Source organism: Azospirillum palustre, assembly GCF_002573965.1.
In the GTDB taxonomy this organism is placed as follows: domain Bacteria; phylum Pseudomonadota; class Alphaproteobacteria; order Azospirillales; family Azospirillaceae; genus Azospirillum; species Azospirillum palustre.
The window spans coordinates 270740-294496 of record NZ_PDKW01000043.1 but is presented as its reverse complement, the minus strand read 5'-3'; the positions used below and the strand labels follow the sequence as shown (position 1 = coordinate 294496).

General features: G+C 69.3%; 24 protein-coding genes and 1 tRNA gene. 11 read left to right on the top strand and 14 right to left on the bottom strand.

Translation table 11 applies throughout. From position 1 onward, the window contains the following. Window positions 1-107: 107 nt before the first annotated feature. On the top strand, window positions 108-1889 hold the full coding sequence (locus CRT60_RS23740) for a mitofilin family membrane protein (protein ID WP_098739040.1): 1782 nt from the start codon (window positions 108-110) through the stop codon (window positions 1887-1889). Beyond that, the gene (locus CRT60_RS23735) at window positions 1886-3235 is read left to right on the top strand and encodes a heme biosynthesis protein HemY (RefSeq protein WP_098739039.1); all 1350 of its coding nucleotides are present in this window, start codon (window positions 1886-1888) and stop codon (window positions 3233-3235) included. The genes CRT60_RS23740 and CRT60_RS23735 overlap by 4 nt, the downstream gene beginning before the upstream one ends. Window positions 3236-3369: 134 nt before the next feature. Here CRT60_RS23735 and CRT60_RS23730 read toward each other — a convergent pair whose 3' ends face one another. Continuing rightward, window positions 3370-5223 carry a right-handed parallel beta-helix repeat-containing protein gene (locus CRT60_RS23730; RefSeq protein ID WP_244592718.1) on the bottom strand — a complete coding sequence of 618 codons (1854 nt, stop codon included), beginning with the start codon at window positions 5221-5223 and terminating at the stop codon, window positions 3370-3372. A gap of 320 nt (window positions 5224-5543) precedes the next feature. On the opposite strand from CRT60_RS23730, the gene CRT60_RS23725 reads away from it, so the two are divergent. Continuing rightward, window positions 5544-6953: an O-antigen polymerase gene (locus CRT60_RS23725; RefSeq protein WP_098739037.1), complete on the top strand. Its 1410-nt coding sequence runs from the start codon at window positions 5544-5546 to the stop codon at window positions 6951-6953. Next, complete coding sequence (locus CRT60_RS23720) at window positions 6950-7915, top strand: glycosyltransferase family 2 protein (protein WP_098739036.1); 966 nt, start codon at window positions 6950-6952, stop codon at window positions 7913-7915. Before CRT60_RS23725 ends, CRT60_RS23720 begins: the two co-directional genes overlap by 4 nt. Here CRT60_RS23720 and CRT60_RS23715 read toward each other — a convergent pair. Beyond that, entirely contained in the window at window positions 7854-8420 is a 567-nt protein-coding gene (locus CRT60_RS23715) for an MAPEG family protein (protein ID WP_098739035.1), read from the bottom strand. The two genes, CRT60_RS23720 and CRT60_RS23715, sit on opposite strands and share 62 nt — an antisense overlap. A gap of 280 nt (window positions 8421-8700) precedes the next feature. Between CRT60_RS23715 and CRT60_RS37580 the strand changes: the two genes are divergently transcribed. After that, a complete protein-coding gene (locus CRT60_RS37580; protein WP_014246717.1) occupies window positions 8701-8829 on the top strand; it encodes a hypothetical protein in 129 nt (42 codons plus the stop codon). Window positions 8830-8908: 79 nt separating this feature from the next. Here the strand turns inward: CRT60_RS37580 and pspC are convergent, their stop codons facing one another. The 4 genes from pspC to CRT60_RS36515 all read right to left on the bottom strand — a co-directional run bounded on the left by pspC (window position 8909) and on the right by CRT60_RS36515 (window position 10545). After that, the gene (gene pspC, locus CRT60_RS23710; RefSeq protein WP_098739034.1) at window positions 8909-9310 is read right to left on the bottom strand and encodes an envelope stress response membrane protein PspC; all 402 of its coding nucleotides are present in this window, start codon (window positions 9308-9310) and stop codon (window positions 8909-8911) included. Window positions 9311-9385: 75 nt separating this feature from the next. Further along, a complete protein-coding gene (gene pspB / locus CRT60_RS23705; RefSeq protein ID WP_098739033.1) occupies window positions 9386-9613 on the bottom strand; it encodes an envelope stress response membrane protein PspB in 228 nt (75 codons plus the stop codon). A gap of 78 nt (window positions 9614-9691) precedes the next feature. Continuing rightward, the gene (pspA, locus tag CRT60_RS23700) at window positions 9692-10363 is read right to left on the bottom strand and encodes a phage shock protein PspA (protein WP_098739032.1); all 672 of its coding nucleotides are present in this window, start codon (window positions 10361-10363) and stop codon (window positions 9692-9694) included. Between the two features lie 17 nt (window positions 10364-10380). After that, window positions 10381-10545, bottom strand: a complete 165-nt coding sequence (locus CRT60_RS36515; RefSeq protein ID WP_167421806.1) for a hypothetical protein — start codon at window positions 10543-10545, stop codon at window positions 10381-10383. Between the two features lie 179 nt (window positions 10546-10724). Here CRT60_RS36515 and pspF point away from each other — a divergent pair, with 179 nt between their 5' ends. After that, window positions 10725-11744 (top strand): phage shock protein operon transcriptional activator, encoded by a 1020-nt coding sequence (gene pspF, locus CRT60_RS23695; RefSeq protein WP_098740992.1) that lies wholly within the window; start codon window positions 10725-10727, stop codon window positions 11742-11744. Between the two features lie 91 nt (window positions 11745-11835). After that, the gene (gene aceB / locus CRT60_RS23690; RefSeq protein WP_098739031.1) at window positions 11836-13455 is read left to right on the top strand and encodes a malate synthase A; all 1620 of its coding nucleotides are present in this window, start codon (window positions 11836-11838) and stop codon (window positions 13453-13455) included. Between the two features lie 32 nt (window positions 13456-13487). Here the strand turns inward: aceB and CRT60_RS23685 are convergent, their stop codons facing one another. Continuing rightward, on the bottom strand, window positions 13488-14270 hold the full coding sequence (locus tag CRT60_RS23685; RefSeq protein WP_098739030.1) for a class I SAM-dependent methyltransferase: 783 nt from the start codon (window positions 14268-14270) through the stop codon (window positions 13488-13490). Window positions 14271-14463: 193 nt separating this feature from the next. Here CRT60_RS23685 and CRT60_RS23680 point away from each other — a divergent pair, with 193 nt between their 5' ends. Both CRT60_RS23680 and CRT60_RS23675 read left to right on the top strand, forming a co-directional pair. Next, entirely contained in the window at window positions 14464-15420 is a 957-nt protein-coding gene (locus tag CRT60_RS23680; RefSeq protein ID WP_098739029.1) for an acetyl-CoA carboxylase carboxyltransferase subunit alpha, read from the top strand. Window positions 15421-15870: 450 nt separating this feature from the next. Then, a complete protein-coding gene (locus CRT60_RS23675) occupies window positions 15871-16239 on the top strand; it encodes an STAS domain-containing protein (RefSeq protein WP_244592717.1) in 369 nt (122 codons plus the stop codon). A gap of 90 nt (window positions 16240-16329) precedes the next feature. On the opposite strand, the gene CRT60_RS23670 is transcribed toward CRT60_RS23675, so the two are convergent. Further along, entirely contained in the window at window positions 16330-16698 is a 369-nt protein-coding gene (locus tag CRT60_RS23670) for a hypothetical protein (protein ID WP_244592716.1), read from the bottom strand. 339 nt (window positions 16699-17037) lie between these two features. On the opposite strand from CRT60_RS23670, the gene CRT60_RS23665 reads away from it, so the two are divergent. Further along, entirely contained in the window at window positions 17038-17751 is a 714-nt protein-coding gene (locus tag CRT60_RS23665; RefSeq protein WP_098739027.1) for a phosphatase PAP2 family protein, read from the top strand. A 122-nt stretch (window positions 17752-17873) separates the two neighbouring features. Here the strand turns inward: CRT60_RS23665 and CRT60_RS23660 are convergent. Next, window positions 17874-17958: transfer RNA gene (locus CRT60_RS23660), tRNA-Leu, on the bottom strand. 185 nt (window positions 17959-18143) lie between these two features. Here CRT60_RS23660 and lipB point away from each other — a divergent pair. Continuing rightward, window positions 18144-18878: a lipoyl(octanoyl) transferase LipB gene (gene lipB, locus CRT60_RS23655; RefSeq protein ID WP_098739026.1), complete on the top strand. Its 735-nt coding sequence runs from the start codon at window positions 18144-18146 to the stop codon at window positions 18876-18878. Here lipB and CRT60_RS23650 read toward each other — a convergent pair. From CRT60_RS23650 to CRT60_RS23630, 5 genes are all read right to left on the bottom strand, one after another. Further along, on the bottom strand, window positions 18875-19387 hold the full coding sequence (locus CRT60_RS23650; protein ID WP_098739025.1) for a hypothetical protein: 513 nt from the start codon (window positions 19385-19387) through the stop codon (window positions 18875-18877). The genes lipB and CRT60_RS23650 overlap by 4 nt on opposite strands. Further along, complete coding sequence (locus CRT60_RS23645; protein WP_244592715.1) at window positions 19374-20225, bottom strand: hypothetical protein; 852 nt, start codon at window positions 20223-20225, stop codon at window positions 19374-19376. Before CRT60_RS23645 ends, CRT60_RS23650 begins: the two co-directional genes overlap by 14 nt. 129 nt (window positions 20226-20354) lie before the next feature. Next, window positions 20355-20645 (bottom strand): acylphosphatase, encoded by a 291-nt coding sequence (locus tag CRT60_RS23640; protein WP_098739023.1) that lies wholly within the window; start codon window positions 20643-20645, stop codon window positions 20355-20357. After that, window positions 20642-22387 (bottom strand): long-chain-fatty-acid--CoA ligase, encoded by a 1746-nt coding sequence (locus CRT60_RS23635; protein WP_098739022.1) that lies wholly within the window; start codon window positions 22385-22387, stop codon window positions 20642-20644. The genes CRT60_RS23640 and CRT60_RS23635 overlap by 4 nt, the downstream gene beginning before the upstream one ends. A gap of 175 nt (window positions 22388-22562) precedes the next feature. Beyond that, on the bottom strand, window positions 22563-23675 hold the full coding sequence (locus CRT60_RS23630) for a serine hydrolase domain-containing protein (RefSeq protein WP_098739021.1): 1113 nt from the start codon (window positions 23673-23675) through the stop codon (window positions 22563-22565). Window positions 23676-23757: the final 82 nt, after the last annotated feature.

Here is a 23757-nt window from a genome sequence, read left to right as displayed (position 1 = left end):
CGCCTCCGGTGCTTACGGATGGTCGGGTCAGCCGTACGGGGGACGAGGGGGACCGGTCAGGGGGCTGTGACGTTACAACGAACAACAGCGAACCGAAGGTACAGCCCATGACCTCTCGTCCAGGCTCCGAACGCCCCGGCACCGACCGTGACGGCGACGGCGCCAGCACCGGCAATGCGGCGGTCGACCGCATCGTCGAACGTTTCGGCGGCATCCGCCCGATGGCCCACAAGCTGGACACCCCGGTGACGACGGTCCAGGGCTGGAAGAAGCGCGGCGCCATCCCGCTGGCCCGCCATGCCGACCTGCGCGCCGCCGCCGCCAAGCACCGCATCAAGCTGGACGACGCCGACCTGGACGCGGCAACCCCCAGCGAGGACCGTCAGACGGATGCCTCCGCGGCCGCCGTCATCATCCCGCCAGCCACTGCGTCCGTCACCACGATCGACGTGGTTCCGGTGGTCGAGCCGATCCCGGCCGCCTCCCCGGCCGACACCATTCCCGGCACCAATTCCGACACCGACACCCCGGCCCCCAGCGCGACCGCCGGTGCAGTGACCGAGCTGCAATCCGCCGACGCCCTGATCCCGCCGGCCACGCCGATCGGCGCCACCGACAGCCTGGGCGACCTGCCGAAGAGCGGCGCGGAGAAGGCCGACGACGCGAAGACGGACGCCATCAAGTCGGAGTCCATCAAGTCGGGCGGGACGAAGACGACCTCCTCGACCACCAGCTGGACGCCCTCCGGCACCACCGGCAGCGCGGGCTACAGCCGCAGCGCCGATGCCGAGCCGGTGCGTCCGACCATCGCCCCGACCCCGTCCTATATCGAGGAGCCGCGCTCCGGCGGCGGTTTCGCCACCGCCCTGTCGGTCGTGGCACTTCTGGTGGGCGCCGCCGCCCTGTCGGAGCCCTGGTGGGGTCCGGCCCTGCCCGGCTGGCCGGCATCCCCGCCGCCCGCCGCCTCCGGCGCCGCCCCCGCTCCGGCCGATCCGGCGCTTCGGTCGCAGATCCAGCAACTGGCCGACCGCGTCGGCAAGCTGGAGCAGCGTCCGGCCGCCGCCGGCAACGGCTCCGCAAGCGTCGATGTCTCCGCACTGACCCAGCGGATCGATGCGCTGGAGAAGCGCCCGGCCGCCACCCCGGACACCGGTGCCGCCGCCAGCGCCGCGGAAGCCCAGAAGGCGCTGGCCGACCGCCTCGCCGCCCTGGAGCAGAAGGTCACCGCCGCCTCCGGCAACGCCCAGGCCGCGCAGGAGCTGCGTGGCGAGGTCGATGCGCTCAAGCAGCAGGTCACCAGCGTCAACCAGGCCGTCAGCGAGCGGCAGGACGCCGCCACCGCCGCCCAGGCGCTGGTGCTGGCCGCCGGTCAGCTGCGCGCCTCGCTGTCGGGCGGCCAGCCGTTCCAGCAGGACCTCCAGGCGGTCCGTGCGCTCAACATCGCCGATGCCGGCGTGACCCAGCCGCTCGACGCCGTGGCGCCCTATGCCGCCAAGGGCATCCCGACCCGCGCCCAGCTGACCGACCGTTTCCAGCCGCTGGCCGGCGAGATCGTCCGCGCCGAAATCCGCGGCGAAGGCAACAGCTGGATCGACTCGGCGGTCGGCAAGCTGTCCACCCTGGTCACCGTGCGCCGTGAGGGCGGCGGGGTGGTCGGCACCACCGCCGACGCCGTCGTCGCCCGCGCCGAGGCCGCTCTCGCCGCCGGCAATCTGGCCAAGGCGGTGGAGGAGCTGTCGACCCTCCAGGGTCCGGCCGCCCAGACCGCCGCGCCGTGGCTGGCCGACGCCAAGGCGCGCGTGGCCGCCGATCAGGCCGCGCGCCAGCTGAACGACCGCGCCATCGCCCTGATGACCACCGCCGCCGGCGGGAAGGGGACGGCCCAATGATCCGCGCCCTCTGGTTCCTCCTCAAGGTCGCGGTGGTCATCGCCGCCGCGATCTGGCTCGCCGACCGTCCCGGCACCGTCAGCGTCCATTGGCTGGGCTACGCCGTCGAGGCGCCCTTCTGGGTCGCCCTGCTGGTCACGCTGGCGGCGCTGGGCATCGCCGCGCTGGGCTACCGCCTGCTCCGCGGCGTCATCCGCACGCCGCAGCGTCTGCGCCGCCACAGCCGGGCCCGCCGCCGCGAACGCGGCTACCGCGCCCTGACCCAGGGCATGGTAGCCATCGCCGCCGGCGACGCGCCGACCGCGCGCAAGATGGCGCGCAAGGCCGACGGCCTGCTGAACGAACCGCCGCTGACCATGCTGCTGTCGGCCCAGGCCGCCCAGCTGCAGGGCGACGAGCGCGCCGCCCGCCAGTATTTCGAAGCGATGCTGGAGCGGCCGGAAACCGCCTTCCTCGGCATGCGCGGGCTGCTGACCCAGGCGATCAAGTCGGGCGACCGGGTGGAGGCACTGAACCTCGCCCGCAAGGCGCGCGGGCTCCAGCCCAACACGCCCTGGCTGCTCAGCACGCTCTATGACCTGGAGGCGCAGGCCGGCGACTGGGCTGCCGCCGAGGGCACCCTGCAACAGGCGATCCAGACCGGGGCCATCCCGACCGAGGAGGGCCGCCGCCACCGCGCCGTCCTGCTGCTGGAGCGCAGCTTCGAGGCGGAGCGCCGCGGCCGTGCCGACGCCGCCCTGTCGCACGCCCAGGCGGCGCACGACATGATGCCCGGCTTCGCCCCGGCCGCGGTGCGTCTGGCCCGTCTCCAGGTCGCCGCCGACCGGCTGAAGCCGGCCGCCAAGGTGGTCGAGCGGGCGTGGCGCCACGCGCCGCATCCGGAACTGGCCGACATCTACCGGACCATCGTCTCCAGCTATGACGCGCTGACCCGCGTGCGCCTGTTCCAGAAGCTGGTGCGTCAGGCCCCCGATTCGGCCGAGTCCCACCTCGCCGTCGCCCAGGCCGCCATCGAGGCCCAGCTGTGGGGCGAGGCGCGCCAGCACCTGAACCGCGCCATGGAGATCGGCCCGACCCGCCGCGCCTATCGCCTGATGGCCGAGCTGGACCGCGGCGAGCGCCATGACGAGGACGCGGCGAAGGACTGGCTGGCCCAGGCCGCCAACGCGCCGGAGGATCCGGTGTGGACCTGCGGCTCCTGCGGCGCGGTCAGCCACAACTGGGGCGGTCTGTGCGGCCATTGCGGCGCCTTCGACAGCCTGACCTGGAAGACCCCGACGGTGGCCGTCCCGGTGATGGAACCGACCGACATCCCCCCGGCGCTGGCCCGTCCGGCGACCGCGTAAGGGTTCGTTGCAAAGCCCAAGAAAAAGCGCCCTTCCCCACCGGGAAGGGCGCTTTTGTCTTTAATAGAGCAGTCGCAGGCGTCGGCGGTCTCCCATCCGCCGGGCCGGCGACCTTCCCAACGGGCGTCGCAGCCCTACCGCATCCCCTCCGGCCCGACGCGGTCCAGCGGCAGCTCCTTCATCGCCAGCAGCCGGTCCAGCAAACGGCCGCCTGCCGGCGGGGCCGCCGCCCTGGCGGCATTGGCGACACCGGCTGCCTCCGCAACGGGGGCGGCGCTCTCCAGCCGGGTGTTGTCGATGCGGTACTCGCCGCCCGACAGGCTGTTGACGAGCTGCTCCTTCGGCGACGGGCCGGCCACGACATTGCCGTCGGCGACATTGCCGTGCATCCGCCCGGCCTGTCCGGCGCTGGGCACCCATTCCAGCCGCAGGAAGCGGTCCTTGCCGTCAGTCATCACCGTGATGTTGTCGGCCACCCGGTTGTTGTCGCCGCCATGCAGGAAGATCGCCGCCATCCCGGTGTTCTCCAGCAGGTTGCCCTGCACCGTCACGCCGCTGGTCATGTCGTCGAGATAGATGCCGAAGCCTTTGTAGCGGGCCAGCCAGCGCCCCTGCGCGTCGGTGGCGAGGCCGCCGGTGTCGCGGATGTCGTTGAAGCGGACGACGCTGCGGGTGTCGTTGCCGCTGCGGCCCAGCATCTCGATGGCGCCGGCGTCGGCGGTCTGGCGCGAAGTGTCGCGGATGCGGTTGAACTCGATGGTGTTGTCGCTGTTCACCGTCTGCGGGTTCCAGTTCTTGATCGAGATGCCGTAGCGTGCCGACCGCCGGATGTCGTTGTGGGCGATCAGCGTGTTGCGGATGCCGGCCCCCATCACGCCGCCGCTGAAGAAGCGCACCTCGCCGATGTCGCTGATGCGGTTGGCGAGAATACGGTTGTCGCTGCTGCCGGGCGCCAGCACCACACCGGACCGGCCGAGATGCTCCATCCGGTTGCCCGACACCTCGGTCCGGCTGGCGCCGTCCAGCATCACCGCGGTGCCGACCAGGGCAAAGCGGTTGCCGGCGACCCGTGCCCCGCTGCCGCCCTTCACCACCACCGCGGTGCCGTCCCACGGCACGTCGGTGAAGGTCAGCCCCTCGACCGACACGTTGCGGGCATTGTCCAGCCGCAGCAGCACCGGCTGCCGCGCCACCACCAGATCCGCCCCGGCACTGTTCAGCCCGGTCGGCGGCTTGACCAGCAGGCGCTTCGCCCTGGCGTCCCAGGCGAATTCGCCCGGCCGTGTCAGGAAGTCGGGATGGCCGAGCAGCCGGACGGTCGCGCCGTCGCGGTACGGATACTGCCCGTCGCCGTCGAAGCTCAGCAGCCCGCCGGGATCGGCCGACACCACCCCCAGCAGGTCGTCGGACAGCCGTTCGCGGTCCAGCGCCTGCGCCCGCACCCCCGGCCCGGCCCAGCCGGCCTTCAGCACGCCGGAGGGCAGCCGCATCTGCCGCTTGCTCCCCTGGCTCTTGGGATCGGACTGCACCGCCTTGGCCGGGAACCAGCCGCTGCGCGGATCGCCCGGAGTGAAGTCGCCGCTGCGCGCCGCGTCCAAACGCTGCCCACCGATGGACACGTCCAGCGCCGGATCGCGTGCCAGCGGCGCCGACAGCACGCCATTGGCCGTCTGCGCGCCGCCGACCGCCTCGCCCCCCGACAGCACCGGCTGCTCGCCCTCCACCGCGGCCAGCCGCAGCCCCGGCAGCGACGCATCCACCACCAGCGGCGCCGTCAGCCGATAGGTGCCGCCATGCAGCAGCACGGTCGCCGGGCCGCTTCCCTTGGCGGCGGCCAGCGCGCGGGCCGGCGTGGCGAACGGACCGTCGCGCCCGTCGGCCGACGGCTGGGCCAGGCGTCCCGACCAGCGGTCGTTGCCGGTGGGCGAGACGTAGAAGGTCGTTTCCGCCGCCACAGCCGGCCCCCATCCGGCGGCGGTCAACAGCAACGCAGACGTCAGCAGAACCCGAGGCAGGATTTGGGCCGCTCCACTCCGAAGACGAGTTTGGGAACGGAACATGGGAGAACCTCCTCCAAGACAGCGGCAGATGCCGCCGAAGGGGGGAGACTGACCCAGGCCAATGGCAACCGGCAAAAGCGCGAAGGGGGTGTGCGGGTGCGAAGGGGCCACGCCCTCTGCACACCTGCCCGACCGGGACGGGACGTATAGGCTGGCTTTTCATCCTAGCCTGACCGGCCGGTCGTACCCGTTTGCCTGCGGAGCGCCCGTCTGTTCAGGCGGAGCCTACAACCGGGGACGGTTTGCCGATGATCGAAATGGCGCTGATCGCGCAGGTCCTGGTGCTGGTGCTGGTGACCGCGGTGTACCTCAGCTCCGGCAGCGCGTCGATGTTCCATCCGCTGACGCTGTACCTGATCTTCCACACCCTGGTCTTCGTCATGCGGCCGATCCTGGTCCACACCCAGCATTTCGACGATGTCTGGCTGTTCATGGGATTCTGGCCGAGCGAACAGCAGTTCGTCATGACGCTGGTGGTCAGTTCGGTGGCGTTGATCGCCTTCGCCGCCGCCTGCATCTGGGCAGGTCTGGCCCGGCCCGACTGGACCCCGAACGGCGAGCCGGCGCCGGTCTTCACCTTCGACCGGGTCGACATCGTCGCCTTCCTGACCACCGCGGCGCTGCTGGGTCCGCTCGCCATCTATTCGGCGGTCCAGCGCCAGGGCGGCGCCAGCTTCGACGGCACCGGCGACGTGCAAATGGAGCGCGACCCGCTGACCGGCCAGCCGATCTACACCAACACCACCGGCTACATCGCGGAGGCCCATTCGATGGGCCTGCCGCTGACGCTGGGGCTGATCTGGGTCTGCCGCTTCCACCCGCTGTCCTTCATCCCCTTCGCCGGCTTCGTCGCCTACCGCGCCTATCTGGGCTGGGGCCGCTGGGCGATCATCATGGGCATCCTCGGGCTGGTGCTGCTGATGCTGTACCGCAGCCGCACCAAGTGGTTCCGGCTGTGGCATGTGCTGGCCGCCATCCCGGTGATGGGGCTGTTCACCGTGCTGGGCAACAACCGCGACGCCTTCCGCGACGTGCTGGCCGGCGACGCGCCCGCCTCCGTCCTGCTGAAGTTCAACGGCGGCAGCGGCAGCGGCCGGGCGCTCGACGCCCTGGCCGGCCAGGATCTCGCCAACTTCGACTTCCTCGCCTACATCCTGTGGGTGGTGCCGAAGCAGTCGGCGACCTACACCTGGTTCACCCAGTATCTGCAACTGTTCACCGAACCGATCCCGCGCCTGCTGTGGCCGGGCAAGCCGGTGGGCGCGCCGGTGAAATGGGTGGACCTGAACGACTACGGCGTCTTCTACAACCTGACCACCTCGCTGCCCGGCGACGGCTGGATGAGCGCCGGCTGGATCGGCATGATCGTCACCATGGTGGTGGTCGGCCTGATCCTCGGCCGCCTGCACCGCTGGTTCTGGACCAGCGGGTTCCGCAACCGCTATGCCGTGCTGTTCTATTGCGCCTTCCTGCCGCTGTGCCTGCAATGGTTCCGCGACGGCAACATCACCATCGTGAAGTTCGGCTTCTTCTCGCTGCTGCCGATCCTGCTGTGGATCGGGCTGACGCGGGCCTTGCGCGCCTGGGGAATCCTCGACGACGACCCGCTTCGCCCGGTGGTGGCACAGCCCAATTACGTCGGAAGGAGGCCGTCATGACGCTGAGCGTCAGCGCCGTCATCGCCACCTACAACCGCGGGCCGGAGCTGCGCATCGCGCTGACCCGGCTGATGACCCAGACCACCCCGCCGATGGAGATCATCGTCATCGACGACGGCTCCAGCGACGGCACCGGTGCGATGATGCGGGCGGAGTTCCCCACCGTCCGCTATGTCCGCCAGCCGCACAATGCCGGGCTGATCCTGGCCCGCAACTTCGGTTTCGTGAACACCACCGGCGACTGCATCCTGTCGGTCGACGACGACAGCTGGTTCGAGGATCCGGACGGGCTGGCCCGCTGCGTCGCCTATCTGGAGAAGAATCCGGAGGTCGCCGCCGTCGCCTGCAACATCGAGACGCGCGACGGGCTGGTCTATTTCCCCAAGGGCGCCGCTCCGTTCGACGTTCCCTGGTATGTCGGCTGCGGCCATCTGCTGCGGCGCAGCGCGGTGGAGCAGGTCGGCCTTTACATGCCGGAACTCTACCGCCAGGGCGAGGAGAAGGACCGCTGCCTGCGGCTGGTCGGCGCCGGCTACCGCGTCGTCGCCTTGCCCGACGTCATGGTCTACCACGACAAGAGCGAGAAGGGCCGCAAGCCGGGGATGGAGCGCTTCTACAACCACCGCAACGACCTGATCCGCGAGGTGGCGCGCTGCCCCTCCGCGCTGATGGCGTGGCGGCTGGCCCGCACCTGGGCCGGCAACAGCTGGAAGAACCTGCGCGGCGGCCCGCGCCTGACCGACCTGAAGGTGCTTCTGGCCCTGCCGGAGATCCTCCGCATCGGGCGGAAGCACCGGGCGCCGGTCAGTGTGGAGGCCTATAACCGCTGGCTGCATCTGGCGAAGACCGCGGCCCCGGCCAGCGCTCCACCAACCGAAAAGAGGGCGGCGGACAAGCCCGTCAGCCGGGCTGCATCCCGCCCAGTTGCAGCAGAACGGCCCAGCCCAGCACGATCAGATTGACGGTCAGCGTCATCGCCATGCCCGGTGCCCGCGCGAAGGGATGCACGAGATATCCCGCCCAGAACAGCAGCCGCCCCAGCACGAACAGCCCGGTCGCCACCACAGCCGCTCCCAACGAGGGCTGCGGCAGGGTGGCGACCAGGGCTGCCAGTGCCGGCACGAAGATGGCGGACTGCTCCACGCTGTTGGCCAGCACCCGCTGGCAGACGCGCTGGCCGCGCGACTCGGGATCCTCGATCGGGTTGAAGGCCTGGGTGCGGCCGCGCATCGCCATCACGCCGACGACCATGCCGAACAGCAGCAGCGCCGGCCACAGCGCCAGCCGGCCCCACAGCGCCATCCGCGCACCGGGCGCGTTCAGCCCCATCGGCGGCGCCACCAGCGACAGCAGCAGGACGAACAGCAGCGCCGTCACCACCACCGACGCCCCGTTCAACATCAAAGCACCGCGAAGCAGGGATTTGCGCCGGCGGGAGGCGCGTTGCTGAAGGCTGCTGTCGGACATGCGCGCGGGGCTCCGTCGAAGGGTGGGGATTCGACAAAGGCGCCGTCCCTTCCCATCTGGAAAAGACGGCGCTCTGTCCTTTCGACAATAACGGCCCACCCCGTGATTTGGATCAAGGCTTGGACGCCGCCGCGGGTGTCCGATATCGTTGTGACATATCGGTGTGACCTGGGGACGACCGCAGTGGCGGAGATGTTGCCAGCCACTCTTTTCGCTACCATGTTGTAACCATCTGCTTCACCATGTGGGTGAACGCGGGGATCTCGATGGTGGAGGGCCTATGATGGATCTCGTTCTGCTGGGTGGTGCGGTGGCGACGGCTGCGGCGTTGGCCGGTCTGATCGCCACGATGCCGACACCCAAACCGATTCCGATCCGCATCCGCGACCGGCGCCGCCAGCGGCGCTGACGTCACCGGCCCCCCGACCCCGGTCGGGGATCGGCGGACCGGACTGTCACGGGGAAATCCAAGGGTAATCCTGGGGCAATCAGCGGTCCAGATCGCGGATCGCGCGGTTCAACTCGAATTCCTTCGAGGCGACGTAGGCTTCCATGCCGACGATCCGCTTCTCCATGTCACGGAAGCGCTGGGTCAGACCGGCGAGCGTGCGGTCGGGCTTGGTCGACACCGTCCGCCAGAACGCCTCTTCCTCGGCATCGCGGTACAGCTGCGGCGGACGCACCGGCAGCACCATCAGCGCGATCACATAGGCGATCACCAGCGGCACCGAAAAGAAGAACAGGGCGACCAGCATCGCCAGCCGGACGACGCCCGGCTGCATCCCGAAATAATCGGCGATGCCCGTGCACACCCCACCCAGCACCCCGCGCTGCGGGTCGCGGTAGAGCCGGTGCGGATTCGGCGAGTCGTAGGGGGACGCGCGGTCCATGACTCCTCCCAAGAATTGAATGACACAGCCTGAATAAGGCGCGCTACAGCCGGCAAACCGCCGTAAACGCCGCCGTCACAGCTTGTTGCGCCAGTTCGGCGCCTCTGCATCCAGCACGCGTTCCAGCTGATGGACGCGGGTCTCCAGCCGGTTGGAGATTTCCCACAGCTCGGCCAGAAGCCGTTCGTCCTGCGCGGACAGCCCGCGCTGCGAGCGCCATTTGGTGATGTAGTGGAAGACGATCCAGACCGGCGCCACCACCACCAGGAACAGCACCGCAAGGACGAAACCCAGGAACCCCATGGTCGTCGGGCCTTCTTATTGTCGTGAGGGGAGGGGGAGGGGCGTCACCGCCCCACCCCAGCCGGGTCCGATCCGCCGTCAGCCGTTGCGGCGGGCGGCGACGCGGGCCTTCAGCGCCGCCAGATCCTCTTCGACCTTCTGGCTCGCCTCAAGCTCGGCGATCTCCTCGGTCAGGCTCTTGGTCCGGCCGATGTCGTAGGACTCGACGCGGCCCTCCATCTCGTCCAGGTTGCGTTCGACCTGCTCGAAGCGCGACAGCGCCTCGTTGATGCGCTCGTCATGCAGGGCGCCGCGCACCTTGACGCGGTTGGCCGCGGTCTGGGTGCGGGCGACCAGCGCCTTCTCCCGGGCCTTGGCGTCGGTCAGCTTGGCCTGCAGGCGGCCAATGTCCTCGTTGGCCTTGGACAGGGCGGCCTCGACCTGCACCAGCTGTTCGGTCAGCGTGTCGGCCTGCTCGGCGACCTTCGACTTGGCCATCAGGGCGCCCTTGGCGAGATCCTCGCGGCCGGCGGTCAGCGCCACCTCGGCCTTGCGGTCCCACTCGTCGCGCTCGCGGCGCAGATCGGCGACGCGGCGTTCGATCTCCTTCTTCTCCGCGATGATCTTGACGGTGGAGGACCGCACCTCGACCAGCGTGTCCTCCATCTCCTGAATGATCAGGCGGATCAGCTTCTCCGGCTCCTCGGCGCGGTCGAGCAGGGAGTTGAGGTTCGACTGCACGATGTCGGTCAGGCGCGAAAAGATGCTCATGATACGTGTCCCGTCAATCAGCCGAGGATGGCGCCGGCGACGATGCCGGCGAAGAAGAACAGCCAGCTTTCGGCCGGCCGGGTGGCGAGATAGTTGCGCACGCGGCGCGCCAGCGGCCGGGCCTGCGTGGTGTTGAAGCGGTCACCGCCGTAGCGGCGGCGGAAATCACTGAAGTCGCTCATGGATGACCTCCTTGCCATGACAGAGCTATCGCAACCGCCGTGCCAATTCCGCCGGAAGGCACCCAACCCGTTGCAACGCCTGGACATCCGTCGCTGCGGGCCAAGGCAGCCAGTGAGTTGTCGTATCGCCATTGAGGCGATATCATCGCCAGATCGGCGAACTGATGGTGAAATCCGCGATGACGGTCACTCCACCCTCCCTCCTTGGCGAATCGCCGGCCTTCCTCGCCACGCTCACCCATGTGTCGCGGGTGGCGCCGTTGGAGCGGCCGGTGCTGGTGATCGGGGAGCGCGGGACCGGCAAGGAGTTGATCGCCGCCCGCCTGCACTATCTGTCGCAGCGGTGGGACCGTCCCTTCGTCAAGGTGAACTGCGCGGCCCTGCCGGAGTCGCTGCTGGATTCGGAGCTGTTCGGGCATGAGGCCGGGGCCTTCACCGGCGCCACCCGCCGGCAGATCGGCCGGATCGAGCAGGCGGACGGCGGCACCCTGTTCCTCGACGAGATCGCGACTGCCTCCCCGGCCGTCCAGGAAAAGCTTCTGCGCGCCGTCGAGTATGGCGAGATCGAGCGGGTCGGCGGCCGCACCGCCACCGTCGATGTCCGGGTTGTCGGCGCCACCAACGCCGACCTGCCGGCGCTGGCTGCCGCCGGCCGCTTCCGCGCCGACCTGCTGGACCGGCTGGCCTTCGACGTGGTGACCCTACCGCCGCTGCGCGCCCGCCCCGACGACATCCCGCCGCTGGCCGAGCATTTCGCTCATGGCATGGTGCGCGAGTTGCAGCGCCCGCTGTTCCCCGGCTTCACCGACGACGCCCTCGACCGGCTGCGCGGCCATGACTGGCCCGGCAACGTGCGCGAGCTGCGCAACGTGGTGGAGCGCTCCGTCGCCGCCGCCGATCCCGACGAGCCGCTCGACCACATCGTCCTCGACCCCTTCGAGTCGCCCTGGCGTCCGGCCGCCGCCCCGACGGCACGCACGGAGGCGGCGTCCCCCCAGGCGAAAGCCCCCGCCCCCGCTTTCGACGGCGGCATCCTCGATCAGGTCCGCGCCTTCGAGGCGTCGATCCTGCGCGACGCGCTGGAGCGCAACCGCTTCAACCAGCGCCAGACCGCCGAGGCTCTCGGGCTGGGCTATCACCAGCTGCGCGGCATGCTGAAGAAGCACGGGCTGATCCCGCCCGCCCATCTGCGACCTTAGGCCGTCCCCGGACCATCCGTTTCCCGTGCTATATCGGATGCCCAACCGCCGAGAGAGCGGTTCGCCACGCTATGGGATGGGGAGCAGCACGATGGCCACCAGCATGTCCGGCCCGATTATTTCAGGTCTTGAGGTCCGCGGTCCGATCAACCCCGGTTTCGAGGAGATCCTGACGCCGGAGGCGATGGCCTTCCTGGCGGAGCTGGAGGGGCGCTTCGGCGGCGAACGGCTGCGGCTGCTGGATGTGCGGACCAAGCGGCAAGCCCTGCTCGACCAGGGCCACAAGCCCGACTTTCTTCCGGAAACCCGCGCCATCCGCGACGCCGACTGGACGATCGGCCCGCTGCCCGTCGACCTGCTCGACCGCCGGGTGGAGATCACCGGCCCGGTCGACCGCAAGATGGTCATCAATGCGCTGAACAGCGGCGCCAAAGTCTTCATGGCCGATTACGAGGATGCCACCTGCCCGACCTGGACCAATCTGGTCGAGGGGCAGATCAACATCCGCGACGCGGTGCGCCGGACCATCACCCACGAGGATCCCGCCAGCGGGAAGAAATACCGCCTCAGCGACAAGACCGCGGTGCTCAAGGTCCGGCCGCGCGGCTGGCATCTGGAGGAACGCCATGTGTTGATGGACGGCGAACCGATGTCGGGCGCGCTGTTCGATTTCGGCCTGCATGTCTTCCACAACGCGCACGAACTGCTGGCCCGCGGCAGCGGTCCCTATGTCTACCTGCCCAAGCTGGAAAGCCATTTCGAGGCGCGGCTGTGGCGCGAGGTCTTCCTGGTGGCGGAGGAATATCTCCACCTGCCGCACGGCTCGATCAAGGCGACGGTGCTGATCGAGACCATCCTCGCCGCCTTCGAGATGGACGAGATCCTGTATGAGCTGCGCGAGCATTCCGCCGGCCTGAACTGCGGCCGCTGGGACTATATCTTCAGCTTCATCAAGAAGTTCCGCAAGGACCCCGCCGCCGTCATGCCCGACCGGGCGGAGGTGACGATGGCCACCCCCTTCCTGTCGGCCTACAGCCAGCTGGCGATCCGCACCTGCCACCGCCGCGGCGCGCCGGCCATCGGCGGCATGGCCGCCTTCATCCCGGTCAAGGACAACCATGAGGCCAACGAGGTCGCCTTCTCCCGCGTGCGCGCCGACAAGGAGCGCGAGGCGTCCAACGGCCATGACGGCACCTGGGTCGCCCATCCCGGACTGGTCCCGGTGGCGCGCGAGGTGTTCGACGCCTACATGCCGATGCCGAACCAGATCGCCCGCAAGCGCACCGACGTGACCGTCACCGCCGCCGACCTGCTGGCGGTGCCCGCCGGGCCGAAGACCGAAGCGGGCCTGCGCAACAACGTGGCGGTCGGCATCGGCTATATCGAGGCATGGCTGCGCGGCCAGGGCTGCGTCCCGCTGTTCAACCTGATGGAGGACGCCGCCACGGCGGAGATCAGCCGCACCCAGGTCTGGCAGTGGCTCCACACCGGCACCGCGCTGGACGACGGTCAGGCCGTGACGCTGGATCTGATCGACCGCATCGTCGCCGAGGAGCTGTCGGCCTGGGAAACCCGCGTCGGCGCCAACGCCTATGCCAAGGGCCGCTACGCCGACGCCGCGTCCCTGTTCCGCGATCTGGTCGCGCGGGAGGACTTCACCGACTTCCTGACCCTGCCGGCCTATGAGCGCGTGGTGGCGGAAGGGGCGTAAAGGGAAAACGCGGCAGGGGGACGCAGCGCCCCCTACCCCGCCCGCCCCAACCGGACGGTCAGCGGCCAGCGGATCCGCCGCTCCGTCTCCGGATCGCCCCACAGCGGCGCGATCTCCTCGGCAAACGCCTCCAGCGGGTTGCCGCCCAGCGCCCTGGTCGCCGCCTTCACCCCCGACCAGGTGTTCATGTAGCCGAGCAGCCGCGGCAGCGGCCACACCGCCTCCATCGCCAGCGGCGGCACCGGCAGCCCGGGGAACGGGAAGTCCATGCCGCGATAGCCCTCGATCACCTTCCAGCGGTCGGCCGGCCAGTAGGGTCCCAGCGTGCCGTTGTGGAACCGCTCCACCACCGGGTCCAGCACGGGATCGTCCAGCCACTGCCGGCCGTAGCAGACCAGCGCCACCGCCGCCCCCGGCTTCGCCACCCGCCGCACCTCGGCATAGAAGCGCGCCAGGTCGAACCAGTGCGCCGCCTGCGCCGCGACGATCAGGTCGCAGCAGCCGTCGGGCAGGCCGCTTTCCTCCGCCGGGGCGACGCCGTAGCGGACGCGATCATGCGTTTCAGCCTGGGCGATCTGCTCCGCGCTGGCATCGGTGGCGTGGACCGCCGCGAAGTGACCGGCCAGCGCCACGGAGAACTGCCCGTTGCCGCAGCCGACGTCCCAGGCCATCCCGCGCCCCGGCGCAGCATCGGCCAGGGCGGCGGCCAATCCGGGCGGATAGGTCGGGCGGAAGGCGCGGTAATCGCCGGCATGGCCGGAGAAATGGTCCTTGAAGGAAGGCGGGGGGAAGGAAGGCGGGGGCAAGGAGTGCATGGGATGGGATCGCCTCGATCAACCGGGACAACGATTAGGCTTGGAATTTCCCGGCCGATGAGGATAAACCCTGTGGGTTCGTCGCGGAACCCTTCCCAGGGTGCCCCGCACCTTTCCGCTGTGGCGCAGGCGCGCCGGGCGTGCTACCAAGCGCGCGATTTTTCGTGCGCCTCGCCAACCACCTGTGTCCGGCATGCAGACCTTCCTGGAATTCGAAAAGCCCATCGCCGAGCTCGAAGGCAAGATCGAGGAGTTGCGGCATCTGACCAACGCCGGCGACATCAACATCGCCGACGAGGTCGCCAAGCTGCAGGCCAAGGTCGACAAGCTCCTGCGGCAGACCTACGCCAAGCTCACGCCCGCGCAGAAGGTTCAGGTGGCCCGCCACCCCAACCGGCCGCACTGCCTGGACTATGTGCATGGCCTGATCGAGGACTTCACGCCGCTGGCCGGCGACCGCCATTTTGCCGAGGACCGTGCGGTCATCGGCGGTCTGGGTCGCTTCCGTGGCCGGTCCGTGGTGGTGATCGGCCAGGAAAAGGGCAACGACACGGAAACCCGCGTCCGCCACAATTTCGGCATGGCGAAGCCGGAAGGCTACCGCAAGGCCCAGCGCCTGATGGATCTGGCCGACCGCTTCAAGCTGCCGGTCGTCTCGCTGGTCGACACCGCCGGCGCCTTCCCCGGCGTCCAGGCGGAGGAGCGCGGCCAGGCCGAGGCCATCGCCAAGAGCATCGAGCGCTGCCTGCGGCTGAACGTGCCGATGGTCGCCTCGGTCATCGGCGAAGGCGGCTCGGGCGGCGCCATCGCCATCGCCACCGCCGACCGCGTGCTGATGCTGGAACACGCGATATATTCGGTGATCTCGCCGGAAGGCTGCGCGTCGATCCTGTGGCGCAGTTCCGACATGGCGGGCGAGGCGGCCATCGCGCTGCGCCTGATCAGCCAGGACCTGAAGGAGCTGGGCGTCATCGACCATGTGGTGAGCGAGCCCATCGGCGGCGCCCACCGCGACCCGGCCGAGACGATCAGGAAGCTGGGCGACTGCATCGAGGAGTCGCTGGGCGAGCTGGACGGGCTGGACGGCGTCACCCTGCGCGCCAAGCGCCGCGAGAAGTTCCTGGAGATGGGGCAGAAGGGGCTGGGCTGAGGCCCGGCCCACCCTCCTCCCTGATCGTCCTACCGGACGCAACCGAGCCTGAGCGACGTTAAGGCTCTGGAACCAAAGCAGCTTTGCGTCATCCCCGCCAAGGCGGGGATCCAGGAAACTCCGCAGGAGAGCGGCTGAAACGGCCGGATTCCCGCCTTCGCGGGAATGACGGCCGAACGGGTATCGTGATCGCGTGAGGGAGGGAGGGGAATCCTCTCCCCTACAGCAGGAACACCGAAGCCAGTCCGAGGAACGCCAGGAACCCGACGACGTCCGTCACCGTCGTCAGGAACACCGCACTCGACACCGCCGGCCACCAGATCGGCGATGTGCACGGGCACAGCGCTGGCGCAGCAGGCGCGACAGCGGCACCGCCCCGACCACCCGGTACATCGGGTCGGCGCGCTCGGCCGCTTTTGCCACCATGCCCTTGCACCGCCGCAACCCTTCATGCTCCCATGGGCTGACGGCGCATCGCAGGCGCCGCATCATGGGGAGAAGGACCGGAAGGGGCCGATGGAGTATGCCTTCACCACTGTCGACGGTTGCGACGGCATCCTGTTGTCCGGCCGCTGCACCTATGAGGATGGCAACCGCTTCCATGACATGCTGCGCGACTGGGATTTCGTAGCCAACCCGGTGGTCCGGATCGACCTGCGTTTCGTCACCTTCATCGATTCCGCCGCCATCGGGATGATGTTCATCCTGGCCAACCGCTGCCGGGAGGCCGGCGGCCACATCGTTGCGACCGATGCTCCTCCCCATATCGTCCGCGCGCTGCGCCGCGCCACGCTGGACCGCTACATCGAGTTCCGCTGAGAGAGACCAAGGGCTGAAAAGACGACGGGCGGCGCCTTGCCGTGCGCCGCCCGTCGTCTTTTAGCTCCCGAGATCGGTCCGTCGGGCCGATCAGGTCGGGTTCGGGACCGCAGCGGCCGCCTCGACGCCAAGCTTGGCGCGGGCCAGGCTGTTCAGCGCCTCGGTATCGGCGAAGACATACCCCTTCTCGATCAGCTTCGAGGTGTAGTGCTTGTTGTAGAGAAACGCGGCGATGATGCCGGAAAGGCCGCCGGTGAAGAAAGCCAGCAGCGTCAGAAGAAGGCCCATTCCCCAGTCGCCGCGGAACAGGGCGGGAAAACCGCCGAAGAACAGCGTGGTCCAGCTGAACCCGACCAGCCCTTTCTTGGTAAGCCCCGTCTGCGGGTGCTTCATCATTACGACAGTCGCCATCAAATCCCCCATGCAATCCGTATCTTGAATGGTCTGGCGTATCGCCATCCATCCCGTCTTTCGCAGCGCAGGATATTACCACTTTCGATAGGCAGCAAGAGCAGTCCAGATGAATTCTGGCCCTGTCATTCTCTGCCGACATCATTTCGACGATGACATTTTCTCTATATTATCAAAGGCGATATTAAATACTGCGCCATCTCATGAAAGCCCCGGCTGCCTGCCAGCCGCAGTGGATATTCCGGCAACGGCGGCACGCATCGGCGGGAGGGGGCACCCCGAAGCCTCTGCCCCTGACCCGGATGGCGCCTTCCGATGCTCCGTTGACCGCTCCTGTCATGAAACCGCAACACTTTCCCCTGCCCCGTCCAGCAGAGGAGGCGCCGTGTGGAGTCGCTGCATCGCCTCGACCAGACGCTGCTGCTCTGGCTGAACCAGTTTGCCGGGCACAGCGCGGCCTTGGACATGGCGGTGCGCGGGATCGCCAACATCTATCCGGTCAAGCTCGGCCTGTTCAGCGCGGCGCTGTGGTGGCTCTGGTTCCGCCGGGAGGACACGCAGGGCGGACGCCGGCTGGTGGTGGACGCCATCGCCGCCGTGGTGCTGGCGGTGGCGGCATCCATCCTGATCCAGGCGGTGATGCCGGCCCGGCCCCGACCGCTGCACGACGCCGGCCTGCCCTTCGTCCCGCCCATCGGCCAGAGCCGCGAAGCGCTGAAGAACTGGAGTTCCTTCCCCAGCGACAATGCCGCCCTGGGCTTCGCACTGGCCGCCACCTTCGTCCGCGCCTCCCGCCCGTGGGGACTGCTGGCCTGCCTGTGGGCGGCGCTGGTGATCTCGCTGCCGCGGGTCTATCTCGGCCTGCATTACCCCGGTGACGTCACCGGCGGCGCGCTGCTGGGCATCCTGAGCGCCGTGGCGGTCGCCCGGCTGCTGCCGATGGACGGCGTCCACCGGCTGGTCGCCTGGACGGAGGAGCGCTGGCGCCCCTGGTTCTACAGCGGCGCCTTCCTGGCGATCTACGAGATGATGGTGCTGTTCGAGGATGTCCGCCGCGCCGCGGGCGGAGCATCGAAGCTGCTGCACGCGCTGGCGGGGTGATGGCGCAGCCCGGAGCCCGGATAGCCCCGGAGCCCGGACACGAAAAAGCCCGCTCGGTCTTGCGACCTGCGGGCCTTTCGTTTTTCCCGTATCCCCGGGATGGTCCCATCTGCATGGGAGAATGGTGCGGTCGAGAAGACTCGAACTTCCACGGGTTGCCCCACAGCGACCTCAACGCTGCGCGTCTACCAATTCCGCCACGACCGCATCAGGCTGGTAGTCCCCGACGCTCGCTTGCGCGCCTCATCGGGTGGAGCGGGTAGATATCAGCTTCCCGACGGTCGATCAAGCGCTACAATCATCTTCTGCGAAGAAAAATTCGGAACGGCCCTCCGGCCGGTCCCACGGACCCTTGCCGGCACCGCCGCCCATAGCGCCAGAGACCCCATCGAATGACCTCCCCGACAAGCCAGCCTGCCAGCCTTTCCGCCAGCCAGCCCGACATTTCCCCCCCGCGCCAGCAGATCGAGTGGCGCATCTCCGACGAGCCCGTGCCCTACCCCGACGCCATCGCCGAGATGGAGGCGCGCGTCGAGGCGATCCGCGCCGGCACGGCACCGGAACTGGTCTGGCTGCTGGAGCATCCGCCGCTCTACACCGCCGGCACCAGTGCCAGGGACGAGGATCTGCTGGAGGCCGACCGCTTCCCCGTCTACCGCAGCGGCCGCGGCGGCCAGTACACCTATCACGGGCCGGGACAGCGGGTGGCCTACGTCATGCTGGACCTGAAGGCGCGCGGCGCCGACATCCGCGGCTTCGTCCGCGATTTGGAGGAGTGGATCATCCGCACGCTCGCCTCCTTCAACATCAAGGGCGAGCGGCGCGAGGGGCGCGTCGGCATCTGGGTCGACAAACAGCCCTATGGCGGTTTGAAGGGGCAGGAGGACAAGATCGCCGCCATCGGCGTGCGGGTGCGCCGCTGGGTCAGCTTCCACGGCATCGCCCTGAACGTCGAGCCGGACCTGTCCCATTTCGGCGGCATCGTCCCCTGCGGCATCGCCGAGCATGGCGTCACCTCCATCGTGGCGCTGGGCCAGCTGGTGACGATGGAGGATGTGGACTCCGCCCTGATCGCGGCATGGCCGGAGGTGTTCGGCGGCCCGCTGCGGGATGGGTCGGAAGTCTAATACTTCTTGAACCCGCCGGCGGCCGGGGTGGCGGCCTGGTTGGCGGCGGGGTTCACGCGCGGATCCTTGTTGTCCACCGACTGCACGGTGCAGTTGGTCGAATCGCCGTTGCGGAACAGGTAGATCTTCTTGCGGTCGGCCTTCTTGCCGGGGTCGCGCAGGTTCAGCCCATGGCCGAAGGCGACGCCCAGCACCTCGCCATTGTAATAGGCGCGGAAACGCATCGGCTCGATCTCGCCGAAGCGCAGGGCGGCGCAATCCTTGCTCAGCTCCTTCTCGAAGGTGCCGGCCTTGCGCCAATCCTCCTTGGAGCGGATCGTCATCCATTGCGAGGGCAGCGCATACTGCACGATGGGTGGTGCTATGGGCAGGCTGGCCCCCGGCTGCGGCGGCGCCTGATGGCCGGGCTCCGTCCGCTCCAGCGCCCCGGCCAGCGCCGGGGCGGCCCCCGGCAGCACCAGGGCGCACAAGCAGAGGACCGCCAGGGTCCGCGCATCAAATCCGGACATCGAACCCACGCTCCTTCCCCTCGCCCACCGCCTTTTCTTTTGCCGGTCCGCGTTCGGGCGGTGCGGGGGCGACCGCCTCTCCCAGCCGGCCGGAAAGCGTCAGCGACAGCTCCATCGCCCCGCCTTCGGCAGGCGCACCCAAGGGCGACAGCGTCACCGTGCCTTCCAGACCTTGCGGCGGCGTGGTCATCGCCGCGGTCAGCATCCCCATCACCCGGCCCAGATCGTCGATGGCGACCCGGTCGGTCTCGACCGTCAGCCCCTTGCCCGGCCGGATGACAGTGCGGAGGGCGCCGAGCATGGCGGCCAGCCCCTCCCCCTTCTCTTCCGCCGGCACCCGCACCAGCGCAAGGGCTGCGCCGTCCAGCCGCAAGCCCGTCGTCCCATCGGACAGGGCAAGGCCGATCCCGTTCAGCTCAACCGCCACCTCCTGCCGGACACCGTCTGCCAAGGGCCGCAACGTGCCCGCCGGACCGTCCAGCGCCGCGACGGCGGCCCGGCGCCCGGCATCGCCGAAGCGGGCGGCCAGCGCCGTCTCCGCCGCCGCGGCCTCGCTCCCGTCCATCCCGAAGGCGGTCAGCAGCCGCCCCAGATCGCGCGCCAGCGCCCGGATCGCGGGCTCCAGCCGGTCGGCAAGGTCATCGTCACCCGCCGGAGCCTGGAACGGGCGTGCCGGCGCATCCTCCACCGCCGCCGGCCCCAGGCTGAGACGGACGGCGGGGTCGTGCTCCGCCACAGGGGAAGATTTCGGAGCCGGGGCGGCCTCCGGCTTGCGGCCAGCCTTGTCCCCAGCCTTGTCCTTGGCCTTCGCCGCCTTGGCGAAGACTCCGGTGAGCATGGCCTTCATTCCGGCCACATCCGATTTGCTGGCGGTCATCCCGGCCGTCGCCCCTCAACCACAAGGCCCAAAACCCGCATCCACCGCCAGCATGCCGCCGTTATGGTTAGCGGAAGGCTAACGCATGGCTCACACCGTCGGCCGCTGCTCGAATCCGGCCATGCCCGGGTCCTGCTCCGGTTCGGACACCACGTCGCGGACGATTGCCGACGGCGGGCCGCGGCGGCAGTCCTCCAGCATGCGGTCGACGGCGGCGGCGGGACCGGCGAACAGGGCCTCCACCGTGCCGTCGCTGCGGTTGCGCACCCAGCCGGTCAGGCCGAGCGAGCCGGCACGGTCGACGGTCCAGCCGCGATACCACACCCCCTGCACCTTGCCCTGGATGCGGACACGCACCGCCTTCCGGTCCACGGCGCTCATGCGGCGCCATCCTTTGCGGCGTTGCGCCTGCCCTGCTCCTCGTCCAGCAGGGCCTTGCGGGACAGTTTTCCGATCATGGTCTTGGGCAACTCCTGGCGGAATTCCACGACCTTCGGCATCTCGATGGGCGACAGCTTGTCCTTCAGGAAGGCGATCAGCGCCTCGGCGGTCAGGCTCTGGCCGTCGTCCAGCCGGACATAGGCCTTGACCGTCTGGCCGCGATACTCGTCCGGCACGCCGGCCACCACGCATTCGGCGACGGCGGGGTGCAGGTAGATCGCCTCCTCGACATTGCGGGGATAGACGTTGAAGCCGCTGCACAGGATCATGTCCTTGATGCGGTCGACGATGGTGGTGTAGCCGTCCTCGTCCATGATCCCGACATCGCCGGTGTGCAGCCGCCCGTCGATCAGCGTCTGCGCCGTTTCGGCCGGGCGGCGCCAATAGCCCTTCATCACCTGCGGCCCGCGGATGCAGACCTCGCCCTTCTCGCCGGGGGACAGGACGCGGCGCGGCTCCTCCAGGCTGACGATCTCGATGATCGTGCCGGGCAGCGGCAGGCCGATGGAGCCCTTCTTATCGCTGTGCAGCACCGCCGGGTTCACCGTCGCGACGGGCGAGCATTCCGACAGTCCATAGCCCTCCACCAGCGTGCAGCCGGTCGTGCGCTCGAACGCCTCCTTCACCTCCAGCGGCAGCGGCGCCCCGCCCGACATGCAGAAGCGGATCGAGGACAGGTCGTAGTCCTTCAGGTGCTTGTGATGGTTGATCGCCGTGTAGATGGTCGGCACGGCCGGGAACAGGGTGATGCGCTCCTTCTGCAAGGTGCGCATCACCTGCTCCAGTTCGAAGCGCGGCAGCAGGATGATCTCCGCCCCCAGATGCAGGCCGAAATTCATCACCGCGGTCATGGCGAAGACATGGAACAGCGGCAGCACGCCCAGCATGCGCTCCTGCCCGTCTTCCGCACCGCCCTCCCCCGGCTTGCGCTCCTTCGCCGCGTACCAGGTCGCGCACTGGATGGTGTTGGCGTAGAGGTTGGCGTGGGTCAGCATCGCGCCCTTCGGCACGCCGGTGGTGCCGCCGGTGTATTGCAGAACCGCCACGTCCTCGCGCGCATCGAGGACGACCGGGCTCGGCCGGCCGTCGTTGGCGATCAGCCTGGCAAAGGGGATGTGGCGGTCGTCGCGCGGGATCGCGGCGATCTCCGCCTTCTTGGCGATGGGGAACAGCCAGTTCTTCGGGAAGGGCAGGATGTCGGCCATGCGGCAGATCACCAGCCGCTTCAGCCCGGTCTCGGCCAGCATCCGTGCCATCTTGTCATACAGCAGCTTCAGGTCCAGCGTGACCATCAGGTCGATGTCGCTGTCGCCGATCTGGTGGACCAGTTCGCGCTCGGCATAGAGCGGGTTGAAGTTCACCACCGTGCCGCCGGCCTTCAGGATGGCGAAGAAGGCGACGACGTAATAGGGCGTGTTGGGCAGGAACAGCCCGACCCGCGTCCCCTTGCCCACCCCGATGGCCTGGAAGCCGCGGGCGGCGCGGTCGACCAGCCGGCCCAACTCACGGTAGCTGGTGCGCTTGCCGAGGAAATTCAGGCAGGGCTTGTCGCCATGGCGGGCGACCGCCCCCTCCAGCAGGTCGGTCAGCGGCCGGACCGGAACTGGCATGGCCCAGTCCACCGTCGGCGGGTACGAGGCCAGCCATGGATAATCGGGCAGCTTGCGGGCGGCATCTCCCATCGCGCGGTTCCTCCCCCATTGGTTCTTGCTCCCGGTTGCCGGTTTCGTCCGGCACCGTCTTCTCTCCCAAGCCTACGCCGGGAAGCGGGGAATTGTCCCCTGGAGAGGAGATGGGATCGCGATACCCCTGAACAAGAACGGCATGAACAAGCGGAGGATGTGGTGCCGCACTCCCTTATCGACTGCGCAGCCGGTGCAGCACCTCCACCGCCATCCATTCGGCGAGGTTGCCGTCCTCGCCATCCAGAAAGACGGCGACGGAGACCGGGACCGGCCCCGGCGCGTGGTAGGCCGCCGGCGTCACCCCCGGACCGCCGCCGGTGTGGCCCCAATAGGGACCGGCCGCCGGGTCCAGCTCCACCATCATCCCCAGCCCATAGGAGGGCTCGACCCAGGGACGCCCGCCCATCGGCCCGCCGACCGGCAACCCATCGCGCATCCGCCGCAGCAGCGGGCCCGGCAGATACTCCTCGGTCAAACCATGAATGAGGCGGCAGGCGTCCGCCGCCGTCATCGCCACCACCCCATGCGACACCCAGCCGGGATGATAGGCCTCCGCCACCGCGGCCCCGCCGAAGGCCGGGCTCGGCCCGAAGAACAGCCCGTCGAGGTCGGCGCGGTCACGCAGCAGCGACGCACCGGCGAGGCCGAGCGGCGCGAAGACCTCGCGCGCCAGAACCTCGGCCAGCGGAGCGCCGCCCGCCCGCTCCAGCAGCCGGCCGATCAGCAGATAGCCGATGTTGGAATAGGCGAAGCTGCCGACCGGCGGCCCCTCCAGTCCGCAGCGGGCCAGGAACTCGTCGCCGCTCCAAGGCGCCGCGCCCGCGGCGACGGCGGCGTGATAGTCGGCCTGTCCGCCATAATCCGGCAGTCCGGCGCGGTGGGTCAGGATCTGCGCCACGGTGACCGATCCCGGCCGTCCGGCCAGTTCCGGCAGCCAGCGCTCCGCCGGCCCATCCAGCTCGACCACGCCGCGGGCGACCAGCCGCAGAACCGCGGCGGCGAGAATGGTCTTGGTCAGGCTGTAGACCAGGGCGCGCCGGTCGACCAAATCTTCGCCCGCCGCCCCGCTGCCCGTCGTCCCGCTATGCGCCCCTTTCCGCCGCAGCACCAGCGTCCGCACCGGTTCCGCATCGGCGCCCCGGCCGCGGGCGATGGCGATGGCGACGAGCGCCGTAGAGGCCGGGGCCGGGCTTGCGCTGTCCTCCTCCAGCAGGCCGGCGAGCGCCGCGGTCAGCACCGCCAATCCGGGATCCGCCCCGGCCGCCCCGTTCCTGTCCTTACCCATCGCCTGTCCGCTCCCCGCCGCCGTTTCCGTTTGTCATCACAGATAAGAAGGCCGTCGGCCGGCAAATGAAAATCCGGTCCGA